This window comes from Streptomyces sp. NPDC001100 (assembly GCF_053598575.1).
The window spans coordinates 83,898-97,547 of the sequence record NZ_JBSFKO010000039.1 but is presented as its reverse complement, the minus strand read 5'-3'; the positions used below and the strand labels follow the sequence as shown (position 1 = coordinate 97,547).

Here is a 13,650-nt window from a genome sequence, read left to right as displayed (position 1 = left end):
CGAAGAGACGGATCTGCGGCTTGTCCAGGACCTGGTGCAGGGCGGTGATGATGCCCTTGATGCGCGGGTGGTCGGGGGCGACGCCGTACCGGATCAGGCCGAAGGGCGCGGGCATCCGCTCGAAGAGGTCGATGGACACACCGGGTTCGGCGGCCACCTCGGACTTGAGCAGGGCGTCGGCGGCGTAGATCCCGGCGGGGCCGGCTCCGACGATGGCTACCCGCAGGGGGCGCGGCATGATCAGGTTCCCTTCGAGAGACGGCATACGACGTCCGCGACATGTGTCACGGGGTGCGGACGGAACGGATGTGGGGCCCATCGCGGCGACGGCACCGGGAGGTCACCCCGTACGGTCACCGGCGACAAGCACCACCGACACACGCCCCGACTCGCTCCGCAGTGCGAGAACATCCGTCCCGGCAAGTGTGGGCACCGAGGCGGACGACGGGCGTGCGACGTTCAGGACGTCCCGGTAGAACGCGGCGTGCCGATCCGGGATCGTCGGGTCGAACCGCAGCGCCACATGAGTGGCGCCGGGCGCGTCCCGGTGGGTTGCCTGAGGGGAGATGGGCACCCAGTTGCGGCCGTCGGAGGGGAATCCGGTCCGCGCGCCCGTCGGCAGCAGTGTGCACGTGACGTCGGCGATGCCGGAGACGATCGGGTGGCCCTGCGCGGACCGGGTGACCGTGGCTCCCGCCGCCAGCGCAGCGTCCCGCGTGGCGTTCACGTCGTCGCAGGTGACAGCGATCTCCGCGACGCGTTCCGCAGGACGGGGTCCCCAGGGGCACGTCGCCCAGCCCGAGGTGACGACCACTCGGACGTCACCACGCCGGAGCAGCACCGAACTGCGGTCCACCTCGACGGAGTCGGCCACCCGCGTGAAACCGAGCGCGGAGACGAGACGGCGGATGACAGGGATCTTGTCCCGCGCGTAGATCTCGATGTGCGACACGTCGTGCGTCGTCATGGTGTCTCGCTCCTTCCGGGGGCTGTCTTCTTGGATGCCGGTACCGGCAGTCCTGCCGTGCGGTTCAGGTGGTGGTGACGGGCTCACCGACGAACCGGCGTTCCCGCTCGATCTCCGTGCTCGCCAACGGGATCCGGTTCGTGGTCCGCCGCAGGATCGGCGGTGCCATGACCGATGTCACCAGCGCCACCAGCACGATGACGGTGTACGAGGCCGTGTTGAGCAGTCCGATACCCAGGCCGACCGAGGCCAGGACGATCTCCACCACCCCGCGCGCGTTCAGTCCGGCGCCGACGGCCAGCGACTCGTGGTGACTCGATCCGCTCAGCCGTGCTCCCGCATAGCCGCCCGCGAGTTTCGCCCCGACCGCGACGGCCAGCGTGACCAGGGCCGCTACCAGCACCGAGGGGTTCGCGAGCGCGTACAGGTCCGCCTGAAGTCCCGCGGTGGCGAGGAACAGCGGGGCGAGAACCGCCATGACGAACGGCCTCACCGTACGCAGGAACCGTCGTCCCGCCGCGCCGCGAGCGCCGATGACGATGCCGCAGAGGAAGGCGCCGAGGATCGGCTCCATCTTCAGGGCGTGGGTGCCGGCGGCCGCCAGCACGAGCAGGACGACGACCGTCGCGGCGCCCACGCCGTCGGAGTTGTCCGACCTTTCGACCAGGCGCAGCAGCCGTCCGATCACCGGCCGCGCCACCCACACCGTCACCAGGAGGATCAGCAGCAGACAGCCCACCGACTCGGCCACGGTGCCCGCCCCGAACCCCGCGGTCGCCGTCGCGGACACGCCGGACAACAGCAGCCAGCCCACGATGTCGCTCACGGCCGCCGCACCGATGATCAATTGGCCGACGTTGCGGTGCAGGAGCTTCATGTCCAGCAGCGTCTTGGCGATCACCGGTAGGGCGCTGACCGCGACGGCAACCCCGATGAACAGCGCGAAGGTCGTACGGCTGCCCCGCTCCCCCAGCATCGCCGCCGGCAGCAGGAACCCGAGGCCCACGCCGACCACGAGCGGCAGCAGCACACTGCCCGCGCTCACCGCCGTGACAGCGGCCCGTCGGCGGCGCAGCAACGCCAGGTCGATGTGGGCTCCGGTGATGCCCACCAGGAGAAGGACTCCCAACTGGGCGACCGCGGCGAGCAGGTGCGTCTGGCCGGGGTCCGCGGGGAACAGCCGGTGGGAGAGGTCAGGGGTCAGGTGGCCCAGCACGGACGGACCGATGACGATTCCTGCGGCCAGTTCGCCCACGACGGGCGGCAGGGCCAGCCGTGCCGCGAGCCGTCCGAGCACGGTGGCCAGTGCGAGCAGGACACCGCTCTGGGTAAGGAGGAGGAGCATCTGATCGTGCGGGATCCCCGCTACCGCGGCGACGCCGAGTGTCGACATGTCATTCCCTCCGGTGTGCTCCCCTTTCGCCTATTCGGCGCCGACGCGGCTGCGGACCTGAAAGGGGTAGCCGCGCTGCGAGGTCTCCACGAAGCGGTTGTGGCCGTAGACGTCCCGGCCCGACACCAGGACGTTGCCGAACTTCTCCAGGGACGCGCTGCCGCCGAACTCCTGTAGTGCCGAGGAGTGCGGGTACACCTGGACGGAGGTGGGCAGATACCGGCCGGCGAAACCGAGCCGCATCTGCTTCGACAGGCCGGCGTGCGGGTGCGATGCGTGCATGAGCGTCGACCAGAAGATTACGAACTGTCCCTGCCGCATCACCTGGGAGACGGCGGCGGACTCGTCGGGCCGCCACTGCGGGTCCTTCTGCAACTGCCGGTAGTCGTAGCCGAAGAAGCCCCGGCGTACGCCGTCCTTCTCGCGCCGGTTGATCGCCGCCGGGTCGTAGGTCATGGTCTTCGACTCGTCGTAGTTCATCGTGCGGTGCGAGCCCGGGATGAACTGGAGACAGCCCGTCTCGACCGTGGCGGGGGTGAAGGCGGTCCACACAGTGACGGTGCCGCCGAACCCGGCGTCCTCGGGCCAGACGATCTGCGGGTGCTTGGAACCGGCGACGTTGGAGAAATTGTCGGCCTGATGCCAGTCCGTCCCCTCGTCGCCCGGATACTTCGGGAAGAACTCACTGCGCCAGCACAGCGTGTCGGGCCCGAGGACGGAGGAGACCCGGTCGACGATCTCCGGCCGGGTGATGTGCTCGGACAGGAAGTCCACGTCCAGGTGGCGGTCGTAGTTGGCGAGGTTGGTAGTCCCGGAGGCGCTGTTGTCCGAGCTGTAGACGGCCAGGTCGGTGTCGAGGAGGTCCGCGCGGAGCCTGCGCAGGTGCTGCTCCATCTCCTCCTCCTCGTACAGGTCGAAGGGACCGAGGTAGCCGTCGCGGCGGAACTGCTCCAGTTCCGCGGCGGTCAACGAGAAGTCGGAGGACTGTGGGTTCATGGTGTCTCCAGAGGCGCTACGGGTGGGGGAAGGACGGGCGGGCTTCAGGGACGGACCGTCCGGCCGGTACCAGAACGGACGGCTCCGTCGGCGCGCCGCGGGAACAGCTCCAGCAGGTCGCCGGCGATCACGTCCGCCACGGTCGCCAGTGAGCCGTTGATGAAGAAGTGGCCGCCCGGCAGGACGCTCTGGCGGAACGTGCCGTGGGTCTCCATCCGCCACGCCCCCATCCGCTCCGGTGAGGCCGGTCCGTCCTCGGCACCGGAGAACGCACGAATGGCCATGGGCAGCATCGGGCGGGAGCGGTAGGGCCAGGTCGCCACCGCGGTCAGGTCGGCCCGTAGCGTCGGCAGCAGTAGTTCCAGCAGGTCCGGATCGTCCAGCACGTTCGGTGCGGTGCCGCCGAGATCGCGCAGGTAGGCAACCAGCTGCTCGTCACTCTCGTTCCAGGCCGGCACCTCGCGCTGCAGATACGGTCCCGGACTCGCTGCCACGAACAGAGCGGAGGGCAGCGGCAGTTCGCGGGCGCGCAGGGCGTGCGTGAGGTTGTAGGACACCTGGGCGCCCATGCTGTACCCGAAGAAGGCGTACGGCAGGTCCAGCCGCGGACCGAGCGCCTCGGCCAGCGCCTCCACCAGCGGGCCCATCCGGTCGAAAGGGGTTTCGGCGATCCGGTTCTCGCGGCCGGGCAGCAGTACCGCTTCCACACCGACGTCGGCGGGCAGGTGATCCGGCAGGTTCCGGAACATGCCCGGTCCGCTGCCGGCGCAGTGCAGGCAGATCAGCCGACAGCGGGGGGACTCGCCGGGACTCAACCGCCGCACCCAGCGGTCCCGTCGACCCGTGCCGGTCACCGCGGCCCATCCGCGGTCGTGGGCAGCAGGCCGGCCGAGAACCGGTCGAGAAGCGCGGCCGGTGCCTCTGTGAACGTGTGGTGCTCGCCCTCCAGCACGTCGAAGACGGTGTCGCCGCAGCGGTCCCAGCCGCCCATGGTCTCGTGTGGGACCTCAAAGTCCCCGCTCCAGCCGAGGACCGTGAGCGCGACAGGCAGGCGGGGCGGATCGGGCACGTGGTAGCGCTTGTTGGCCTCGATGTCCTCGCGGAGGATGCTGAGCGTGAGGTCGATCAGGCTCGGTACCGGTTCGCCGCCCAATTGGACCGTCAGCTGACCTATTTCCTCGCGCAGTTCGGCGTCCGTCAGGCCGAGGAACCGGCCGCGCGGACCGTCCTGCGGTGCGACCTGCGAGGAGAGGAACAGCTGGGTCGGCAGCCGGTACCCCCGCTCCGCGAGACGCACGGCGGTCTCGTACGCGGCGAGGGCGGCCCCGCAATGGCCGAACAGACCGTAGGGCCGGTCGAGGTAGGGCAGCAGCCCGTCCGCCAGGTCGTCCGCCAGCGCCTGGTACGTCTCGTGCGGCCGCTCCCGTATCCGGTTCTCGCGGCCCGGGAGCTGCACCGGGCAGATCTCGACGCCGTCCGCGAACCGCGGCCACCGCCGGTACATGCTCGCTCCGCAACCGGAGTACGGAACGCAGAACAGCCGGGCCGGTGCGTCCGCGGACGGTTCGCGCAACAGCCACGGGCTGCTTGGGCGCTCTGACGGCGACGGCGGGGCGTCGTGATGATGTGGTGGGCTCGGCATCGCAACCATTTCCCTGGGTCGGGCGACCGGTCAGTAACCGACGGGTCCGCGCCGGGCCCGTACCCGTGCGGTGATCGGCAGGTGGGTGTATCCGTGCACGAAGGCGGAGTACAGCCGGCGGGGTGTACCGGATATCTCGAAGGAGTCGAAGCGGCTGAGGAGTTCCGCGAACAGCAGGCGCAGCGTGACCTTGGCTACGGTGTGACCGACGCAGAAGTGGGCTCCGGCGCCGAAGGTGATGTGTCGGTTGGGCCGGCGCCGGATGTCGAAGGTGAACGGGTCGGTAAAGACCTCTTCGTCGAAGTTGGCCGAGTTCAGCCAGGTGACCAGGGCGTCGCCCCGGCGAATCCGGGTCCCGCGCAGGCGCGCGTCGCGGGTCGCGTAGCGGAGGAAGTGGCCGGCAGGCGAGGACCAGCGCAGCGCCTCCTCCGTGCCCCGGACAGTCAGTTCCGGATGGGCGGCCCAGTCCTCGAGCACGCCGGTGTCCGCCTGGGTGGCCAGAACGCTGCTGGCGACGTGGCCGGTCGTCACGTTGGCACCGAGCAGAAGGCTGTAGCAGTTGGACATGATCTCGCCGGGTGACATCGTGCGGCCGCCGAGGTCGAGGGTCAGCAGAAAGCTGAGCAGGTCGTCGCCGAGGTTCTTCTCCCGTTCGTGGGCGAGGTCCTGGAAGTAGGCGAAGAGTTCGCGGTGGGCGGTCTCCAGAGTGGCGGTGGGCCCGTCCGCAAGCATGAGCTGGGGGTCGTCCGGCGCCACGCAGGCACTGGTGAAGCCGGTGAGCGGCTCCCAGTCGGCTTCCGGGATGCCCATCAGCACGCCCGTGACGGCCATCGGCAGCAGCGTCATGGCCCGCGCGAAGTCGAAGACGGCGCCGTCGGCGAGCGGTTCGACGAGGCGGGTGACGGTGCTGCGGATACGTTCACGGTGGGCGTCCACCGACTTCATCGACAGGGCCCGTTGCAGCGGCTCGCGCATCCGCGCGTGCCGGGGCGGGTCGGTGACCGCCATCTGCCGGCCGCCGGCCGGGTCCTCCGTGCCGAGCATGCGCAGGAGGTTGCCGCGCTCGGAGGTGAACGCCGTGTGGTCGCGCAGGACGCGGTCGCAGTCGCGGTACTTGGTCAGCGACCAGTAGTCCCGGCCCGACACGGTCGTGCGGTGGTCGACCGGACTGTGACGGCGCAGCTCGCGCCATACGGCGTGGGCCTCGCGGCCGTCATCGGTGTGCAGGGCCGGATCCGCGGGGTCCAACCGCCCGGCGTGTGCCGGGCAGCCGGTCACCACCGCGGCCGGTGCACTCACTGACCGAGTCCCTTGGCGAACTCGGCGACGGTCGGCCGCAGATAGAACTGCCGGGCGGGGACGTCGATGTCGTGGGACCGCTTGAGCGTGGCGAGCACCTCCGCGACCGTGAGGGAGTGTCCGCCGAGGTCGAAGAAGTTGTCGTCGACTCCGATCGGGTCGATCTCCAGAACCGAACCCCACAGCTGCGCCAGCCGGCGCTCCATCTCGGTGCGCGGGGCCACGAACGGCGTGCGCAAGGTACGGGGACCGAAGGACGGGTCGGGCAGCCGACGGCGGTCCACCTTTCCGTTGGGGCTCAGCGGCAGTTCGGCGCTGACCAGGACGGCCGACGGCACCAGATAGGGCGGCAGGGTGGCGCGCAGCCTCTCGCGCAGCAGGATGCCGAGGTCGTCGCGGCCCTCCCCGGCGCCGGACGACGGCACCACATGGGCGATGAGCCGTTTGCCGCCGGTCTCGTCCGGCTGCGCGACCACGACGGCGTCGCGCACCTCGTGGAACGCCTTCAACTCGGCCGCCACCTGGACGGGTTCGACCCGGTAGCCACGGATCTTCACCTGGTCGTCGATCCGGCCCAGGAACTCCAGGTCGCCGTCCGTGTTCCAGCGAGCCAGGTCTCCGGTCCGGTACATCCGGGCGCCCGGCACTCCCGAGAACGCGTCCGGCACGAACCGTTCCGCGGTGGCAGCCGGGCGATGGGCATAGCCCTGGGCCAGGCCGTCCCCGGCCGCATACAGCTCACCGCGCACACCGGGCGGCACCGGACGCAGCAGGCTGTCGAGGACGGCGACATGCGTGCCGGTGACGGGGCGTCCGATGGGGACGGCATCCGTCCCGGCGAGGTCCCGGCTGGTCCAGCAGGTCGTGAACGTCGTGTTCTCGGTGGGCCCGTAGGCGTGGGTGAACGTCAGGTCCGGGTGAGCGTCCAGGAGACGGCGCCGATGGTCCGGCGACATGACCTCACCGCCCGCCATCAGGTGCCGCAGGCCGGCGAAGGCGTCCAAATGATTGCTGACGAGTTGGTGGAACAGACCGGTCGTCAGGAACAGGACACTGACCCGCTCGCGGCGCAGTACGTCGCCGAGCTGTCCGACCTCCAGCGTCCCCTCCGGCGCCACGGCGAGCCTGCAGCCGTGCACCAGGGGTGCCCAGATCTCCAAGGTCGAGGCGTCGAACGCCACCGGGGCCAGTTGCAGGAAGACGTCCTCGGGCGTGATGTCCATCCAGTTCGGTTCGCGCACCAGGCGCGACACGGCACGGTGGGACACCGTGACACCACGCGGTTCACCGGTGGACCCGGAGGTGAAGCTGACGTAGGCAACCGAGTCCGGGTCCTGCGCCGCCGGGGCCTTCGGCACGCTGCCCCGGACAATGTCCCGGGCGGCCGGATCGATCACGGGAAGGCCCGCCGGGGCACGGTCGCCCAGGCCGCCCTCGGCCACCAGGAGGTAAGCGCCCGCGTCGCGGACCAGCCGCGCGTGGCGCTCGGGCGGGTCCTGCGGGTCGAGAACCAGGTAGGCCCCGCCGGTCTTGAGGATGCCGAGCAGGGTGACGATCAGCTCCGGGGAGCGTCGCTGGAGCACGGCGGCCAACCGGTGCGGGCCGAGCCCGGCCGCTCGCAGCTGTCCGGCCAGTCCGTCGGCCCGCGCGTCGAGTTCTCCGTAGGACAGCGTCCGATCGCCCCGGCCGACGGCCGGCGCGTCGGGTGTGGCGGCGGCCCGTTCGGCCACCAGTTCGTGCACACAGCGGGCCGGTGGTGGTGTCCGGTCACCGTGGCCGAGTAACGCGAGGCCGGGGCCCTCCGCCTCCGTCACCAGGTCCAGGGCAGAGATCCGGCGGTCGGGGTCGTGAGCAGCGCTCAGTGACGCGGCGCGCGCGGCGGCTTCGATGCCCGGGGCGCGGGCACCGTGGACGAGCAGTGCCGTGGTGTCGCCCTCGTGCAGGAGCAGGTGGTCGGCGTCCGTTCCGCCTGCTGGTGTCCCGGTCTCGTCCTCAGCGCCGCAGACCGGGACGGCCGGGAGGTCGTCCAGGGCTGCCGCCGCCCGTTCGGCCAGCTCGCGGAACGCGGGGTCGTCGCCCAGTCCGAGGGTGACGGTGCCGGAGGTGACCGTGGCGTCGCCGCGGACACGACAGGAGACGGTCACGTCGTCTTGGCCGGTGTGCCGGTGGACCACCGCGGCGAAGGCGGCGAGGGCCCGCGGCGCCGTCACGGTCTGCGGTGCTTCGGTCCTGCTCATCAGTTCGGTCATGGCCGTCCTTGTGGAGGGGGGCGAGAGAGGAGATCAGGGGTTTCGGCCTCCGGGCAGGCGGCTCAGATGCCGTTCTTCACAATCACCGGAATACGCCTGTCAGTAATACTTAGATTTCTTTTCTACTGGCCTCTCACAACAACGTCAATCGCCACCGAATGAGAGGTTGGTCGGAATTTTGTAAATAGACTGTCAGAATTCTGTTGAATCACGTCCTCACAGGTGAGGAGGCATGTCAGGAAATTCCTGCAGGCTGCGGAGTGAATTGGACCGGAAGCGAGGTGACGCCGTAGAACGATGTGATGTCGGGAAACCATGTGACGGCACCCCGGTCGCTCACCCGGTAATCGGGAATCCGCGTCAGTACCTCTTCCATCATTACCGTGAAGAGCGCACGTACGAGCGAGGCGCCCAGGCAGTAGTGCGGGCCGGCGCCGAACGCCAGATGACCTGCGGTCTCCCGGTCGAGGTCGACGGTGTCGGGGTGGGGAAAGACAGCCGCGTCCCGATTGGCCGAGGCCCAGCTGACGAAGACCCGCTCCCCGGCCCGCAGCGTGCGCCCGCCCAGCTCGGTGTCCTCGCCGGCGGTCCGGCTGGTGCCCTGCACCGGTGACATCCACCGGGCGTACTCCTCCGCAGCACGTGGGACGAGTGAGGGGTCGGCGATCAGACGATCCCTCAGCCGAGGATGCTCCGCCAGGTGCAGCAGAGCCGTCGCGGTGAGGGAGGACACCGGGTCAATGCCCAGGAGGATCAGGTACAGCATCGACAGGATGTCCTCGTCGGACACCGGCTCGCCGTCCACCGTGGCCTCGATGAGGGACGGGAGGACGCTGCGGTCCGCGCTGTCGCTGCCGTGTTCCTGGCGGACGTCCAGCTCCTCCACAAGGGCCATCGTGATCTGCTGGGCGTGAGCACGGGCTCCCGGCAGATCGTGCGGTGCGGCCAGCAGCGCTCGGTGGACCAGCGAGTCCATCTCGAACCAGCGGTCGTCGGACAGCCCCAGGTCGCGCATAGTGACGATGCCCGGTACTCGCAGCGTCAGCGCGGTGACGAGGTCGCCGGCGCCCTGTGAGATCACGGCGTCCAGGCTCTCCCGGGCCAACTGCCGGAACTCCGGCATCCGCGCGCGGATTCGGCCGGCCGAGTAGAAGGAGGAGAGCAGCTTGCGGTACTTCAGGTTGCGCGGCGGGTCCGCCTCCAGCGGCACGAGCCTGCCGGTCTGCCCCAGCGGAGGGATCGTCACCCCCTGGATGGTCCCGTCGGGCAGGAGATGCCCGGTGCGGAAGGCTCCCTCGCGTCCCGCCCGTGACGCCTCCGCGTGGCCGGCCGCGACCCAGAAGCCGCCCCAGGCCCCGCTCCAGGACACTGGGCAGCGGGACCGCAAACGTGCGTAGGTGGGAAAGGGGTCCTTGGCCAGGGCAGGGTCGTGACTGTCGAAGTCCCCGATGAATTCGGTGTCTTCCACGTCTTCGGTGGCGGAGGCTGTCTTCGCGGGCATCTCTGTGCCGCCCCTGCTGCCGGCCCCGGCCCCGCCGCCGTAGGGGCATCCGCCGCCTGACGGTTCCACGGAGCGGCTCTCCGCGTCCGGCCGGTCGTGCCGCGGCGACCGGATCGGGTCGTTCACGTCCACCTCTTGTCCACCTTCCCCTCGGTCCTGAGCGCAGCGCCGTGGGCGTTGCCAGGGCCCCCTCCCGCATCGGAGCATCGACGGCGTCGCGCGGAATCGGCGAAGCTCGGGGAGGCGGGCCCTGGACATCTGCGACGACCGGTCACGGCCGCCGGCCCGGTCGTCGTCAGGTCCAGCTGACGACCGTCCGGGGGTCGGTGAACCCCATGATGAAGGACACGGTCGTACGGTTGCCGGTGTTGGCATCCACTGCGTGCACGAAGGCACCGTTGAAGGCGTAGACGTCGCCCTCCCGGATGTCCAGGCGCAGTTCCTCGAAGTCCGCCAGAGCCTCGGCCGGGTAGGGAAGCCCCGTCAGTTCGATGCCGAGCGAGCGCCGGGTCGCGTCGTCGGGACGGATGTTCCAGATCACCAGGCGTCCACCGGCACCGTGTTCGGTGCACATGTTCACCGCGCAGATCTGGTGGTTCAGGACCTGCTGGATCTCGAAGCCGGCCTGGCGCGGGTCCTTGCACTGTGCTTCGTCCTCGTGCGGGTCGAGGGAGAAGTCGCCTGCCTTGTCCCAGGCCCGGATCAGCGCGGCGCACGCCGAGCGGCCGTTCATCCGCGCCACCCGCAAGGACGCCCCCTCCTGCCGCAGGGCCTCGTCCACACCCTCGCGGAAGAAGTGCCAGGGCGATCCCGGGGCGTCGATCACCTCCCGGACGTGGTCGGCGACCTCGGCGGACTCCTCAAGGTAGGTGTCGGCGTGCTTGTTCCAGTGGTAGGCGCCGACGTAGTGCGAGGGCTCGCCCTCACGGTGCTGCCGGGCAGGACTGGCCCAGAACCGTTGGGTCAGGTCCTTGCGCGCCGCCGGAGGTATGACGTCGCGGAAGATCACTCCCAGTCTGCGGCCGTGCAGGACGTCCAGAACGAGCTCGTAGTCCAGTTCGCCGCGCTCCTCGAAGCGGAAGAACTCCGGATCGGCCTGCTGTCCGCTCAGCCGTACCTTGCTCTGCTGCATCGGTTCTCTCTCTTTCACACGTACACCACTGCTGTCACGGGGACGGGGAAGCGGCCGGGGAGCAGGCGGGCGGCTCAGGGCCGCGGCACCCGTCGGGTCACGAAGGTCTCCCCCACCACGTAGCCGTCCAGGTCGTGCTGCTCGCCGTAGCGGATGAGGTCGCTGGTGCGGTTGATGAAGCCGCGGCCGGAGTAGTTCAGCGAGGTGTTGCACAGCACGCTGAATCCGGTCACGTCGCGGAAGGCGGTCAGCAGCGCGGCGACGGCCGGGTTCTGCTCAGAGGTCACCGTCTGGGCACGGGCCGTGCCGTCCACGTGAGTGACGGCCTTCAGGGCCTCGGAGCGGACAGTGCTGAAGTAGAGCATGTACGGGTCCGGGACGGACCCCTCGAACCACTGCCTGGCGTCCTCCTCCAGGCAGATCGGCGCGATGGGACGGTATCCCTCACGCTGCTTGATCTTGTTCAGCCGGGCGGTGGTCTCCGCGCTGAAGGGCGCGGCCAGGATCGACCGGTTGCCCAGCGCCCTGGGACCCATCTCCCAGCGCCCCCGGGCCCAGCCGATGATGCCCCCGTCCGCGATGAACCGCGCCACCTCGGCGTAGTCGAGCGGTCGGCTCTCGTACTCCTCCGGGTCGAAGGAGACGTCCTCGACGAAGTCGTCGCCCGCGTAGACGTCCCACTCGACCTTCGCCGTGCCCGTGTAGTGCAGCTGCGCGTCGATGGCGGTGCCCAGCGAGGAGCCGCTGTCGTTCGGGCACGGCGGTACGAACACCTCCGGGAACAGGCCGCATTCGGCCCAGCGCCGGTTCCACTCGCAGTTGAGCCCGCAGCCGCCTGAGATGAGCAGCGGCAGTCCCTCGGTCAAGTGCTCCTCGGCGTAGGCGTGGAAGCGGTCGAAGAGAGCGTCGGAGAACTTCGCCGCGAGGTCCTTGTACTCCTGCGACTCGACGCCGATGTTCCGGAACGGGGTCCAGCCCATCTCGTCCTTGCCCAGGGTGGTGATGATGCGTTCCTGCGCCAGCAGGAAGTCGATCAGCTCGCGCTCCTCGGCGGTGGTCGGAGTGCGCCGGGCGAAGCCGGTCAGGGCCATCTGCTTGCCGGCGTCCTGGAGCCTGAGGACACCCTTGTTGGCGGTGAACCCCCGGTCGGCCAGCGCGAAGAGGTAGGCGTACTTGTTGCCCGGATCGGACAGAACGTGCCGCAGGTGGGTGACCCCGCCGCCCTCGTCGATCCGGTAGAAGGAGCCGATGTTGCCCTCCCACACGAGGCAGTAGTACGGCTGCCCTGCGGGGAAGGGCGAGAGCCCGTGGGCGGTCATGATGTGCGAGCGCTCGTGGGTAGAGGAGAAGACGCGGACGTCCTTGCCGAAGAACCGACCCCGCTCATCGGACACCGACCCTTCGCCGACGCCGAAGTAGCCGGTCCTCGAAGGGGGTTCGTCGGAATACGTGCCCTTCACCCAGCCGCCGACCGCCACCACGTCGGGCAGCCGATCCAGCCGCTCGACCGCGGCGAGCAGCACGTCCGCGGTCAGCGAGTCGTAGCGCGGGAAGGAGTCCTTCTCGGCCTCCAGCGAGAACAGCAGGCGGCCGTCGTCGATCGCCGTGACCGCGCTGTCGTGTCCTTCCTTGAACGACAGGATCAGCATCTTCCTGCACTCCTTCCGCCGGCCGGTCCGTCGGACGGCCGCTCTGGGGTGACGCCGTCGGCCAGCAGCCGCAGCAGTTTCTCGGGACCCTCGATGAAGCCGTAGTGGCCGCCGTCGAGGACGACCTGGTCCGTGTCGCCGCACGCGGCCCAGCCGGTCATACGTTCCGGTTCCATCCCGATGTCGCCGCTCCAGCCGATCGAGGTGATCGGGCACGGCAGCAGCGGCGGGTCGGGCAGGTGGTAGCGGCGGTTGACCTCGATGTCTGCGCGCAGCACACCCAGCGTCATCGCGACGAACGTGGGCAGCGGATTCCCGCCCAACTGCACGATCAGGCCGCGCAGTTCCTCGGTGAGTTCCTCGTCGTCCATCTGGAGGTGGCGGCCGTACGGCCCGTCCTGCGGGGCCACCTCGGACGACACGTACAGTCGCGCGGGTGGTCGTGCCCCGCGGCCGACGGCTTGGAGGGCGGTCTCGTAGGAGGCGAGTGCCGCACTGCAGTGGCCGAACAGCCCGTAGGGGCGATCCAGATGGGGTTCCAGGACCTCGGCCAGCGTGCGGCCCAGTTCCTGGTACGTCTCGAACGGCTTCTCGCGCAGGCGGTTCTCCCGCCCCGGCAACTGCACCGGCACGAAATTGACGCCCTGGTACTCGGTGGGCCACTGGCGGTACATCGACGCGCCGCAGCCGGAGTAGGGCAGCAGGAACACCCGGGCGGGCGCGTCGGGCAGCGGATCTCGTAGGAACCATCGTGGGGGTCGACCGGCGGTGGGCATCGGCTGGCGGACCTCGCCTTCGGTACGGTGGACGGCCGCCCGCCGA

General features: G+C 69.8%; 12 protein-coding genes. All 12 read right to left on the bottom strand.

Annotated features, from left to right (window positions below):
• On the bottom strand, window positions 1-238 hold a 238-nt coding region (locus ACWDEW_RS39540), incomplete at its 3' end, for an NAD(P)-binding protein (protein ID WP_450519752.1).
• A 102-nt stretch (window positions 239-340) separates the two neighbouring features.
• Window positions 341-967: a hypothetical protein gene (locus ACWDEW_RS39535; protein WP_450519740.1), complete on the bottom strand. Its 627-nt coding sequence runs from the start codon at window positions 965-967 to the stop codon at window positions 341-343.
• Between the two features lie 64 nt (window positions 968-1,031).
• Window positions 1,032-2,360 carry a cation:proton antiporter gene (locus ACWDEW_RS39530; RefSeq protein WP_450519738.1) on the bottom strand — a complete coding sequence of 443 codons (1,329 nt, stop codon included), beginning with the start codon at window positions 2,358-2,360 and terminating at the stop codon, window positions 1,032-1,034.
• 30 nt (window positions 2,361-2,390) lie between these two features.
• Window positions 2,391-3,356 (bottom strand): chlorinating enzyme, encoded by a 966-nt coding sequence (locus ACWDEW_RS39525; protein ID WP_450519736.1) that lies wholly within the window; start codon window positions 3,354-3,356, stop codon window positions 2,391-2,393.
• 44 nt (window positions 3,357-3,400) lie between these two features.
• Entirely contained in the window at window positions 3,401-4,180 is a 780-nt protein-coding gene (locus tag ACWDEW_RS39520) for a thioesterase II family protein (RefSeq protein WP_450519750.1), read from the bottom strand.
• Between the two features lie 26 nt (window positions 4,181-4,206).
• Window positions 4,207-4,998 (bottom strand): thioesterase II family protein, encoded by a 792-nt coding sequence (locus tag ACWDEW_RS39515; protein ID WP_450519734.1) that lies wholly within the window; start codon window positions 4,996-4,998, stop codon window positions 4,207-4,209.
• A gap of 30 nt (window positions 4,999-5,028) precedes the next feature.
• A complete protein-coding gene (locus ACWDEW_RS39510) occupies window positions 5,029-6,297 on the bottom strand; it encodes a cytochrome P450 (protein ID WP_450519732.1) in 1,269 nt (422 codons plus the stop codon).
• Window positions 6,294-8,546 carry an amino acid adenylation domain-containing protein gene (locus ACWDEW_RS39505; RefSeq protein WP_450519730.1) on the bottom strand — a complete coding sequence of 751 codons (2,253 nt, stop codon included), beginning with the start codon at window positions 8,544-8,546 and terminating at the stop codon, window positions 6,294-6,296. The genes ACWDEW_RS39510 and ACWDEW_RS39505 overlap by 4 nt, the downstream gene beginning before the upstream one ends.
• Window positions 8,547-8,781: 235 nt before the next feature.
• Window positions 8,782-10,047, bottom strand: coding sequence for a cytochrome P450 (locus ACWDEW_RS39500; protein WP_450519728.1), 1,266 nt, complete (start codon window positions 10,045-10,047; stop codon window positions 8,782-8,784).
• 295 nt (window positions 10,048-10,342) lie between these two features.
• The gene (locus tag ACWDEW_RS39495) at window positions 10,343-11,179 is read right to left on the bottom strand and encodes a hypothetical protein (protein WP_450519726.1); all 837 of its coding nucleotides are present in this window, start codon (window positions 11,177-11,179) and stop codon (window positions 10,343-10,345) included.
• Window positions 11,180-11,253: 74 nt separating this feature from the next.
• On the bottom strand, window positions 11,254-12,828 hold the full coding sequence (locus tag ACWDEW_RS39490) for a carbamoyltransferase C-terminal domain-containing protein (protein WP_450519724.1): 1,575 nt from the start codon (window positions 12,826-12,828) through the stop codon (window positions 11,254-11,256).
• Window positions 12,822-13,604 (bottom strand): thioesterase II family protein, encoded by a 783-nt coding sequence (locus tag ACWDEW_RS39485; RefSeq protein WP_450519722.1) that lies wholly within the window; start codon window positions 13,602-13,604, stop codon window positions 12,822-12,824. The genes ACWDEW_RS39490 and ACWDEW_RS39485 overlap by 7 nt, the downstream gene beginning before the upstream one ends.
• Window positions 13,605-13,650: the final 46 nt, after the last annotated feature.

Bases quoted from the DNA above. Each gene is read 5' to 3' on its own strand.
- ACWDEW_RS39495 (WP_450519726.1), bottom strand. From the start codon at position 11,179: ATGCAGCAGAGCAAGGTACGGCTGAGCGGACAGCAGGCCGATCCGGAG.
- ACWDEW_RS39485 (WP_450519722.1), bottom strand. From the start codon at position 13,604: ATGCCCACCGCCGGTCGACCCCCACGATGGTTCCTACGAGATCCGCTG.
- ACWDEW_RS39500 (WP_450519728.1), bottom strand. From the start codon at position 10,047: ATGCCCGCGAAGACAGCCTCCGCCACCGAAGACGTGGAAGACACCGAA.
- ACWDEW_RS39530 (WP_450519738.1), bottom strand. From the start codon at position 2,360: ATGTCGACACTCGGCGTCGCCGCGGTAGCGGGGATCCCGCACGATCAG.
- ACWDEW_RS39505 (WP_450519730.1), bottom strand. From the start codon at position 8,546: ATGACCGAACTGATGAGCAGGACCGAAGCACCGCAGACCGTGACGGCG.
- ACWDEW_RS39490 (WP_450519724.1), bottom strand. From the start codon at position 12,828: ATGCTGATCCTGTCGTTCAAGGAAGGACACGACAGCGCGGTCACGGCG.
- ACWDEW_RS39535 (WP_450519740.1), bottom strand. From the start codon at position 967: ATGACGACGCACGACGTGTCGCACATCGAGATCTACGCGCGGGACAAG.
- ACWDEW_RS39515 (WP_450519734.1), bottom strand. From the start codon at position 4,998: ATGCCGAGCCCACCACATCATCACGACGCCCCGCCGTCGCCGTCAGAG.
- ACWDEW_RS39525 (WP_450519736.1), bottom strand. From the start codon at position 3,356: ATGAACCCACAGTCCTCCGACTTCTCGTTGACCGCCGCGGAACTGGAG.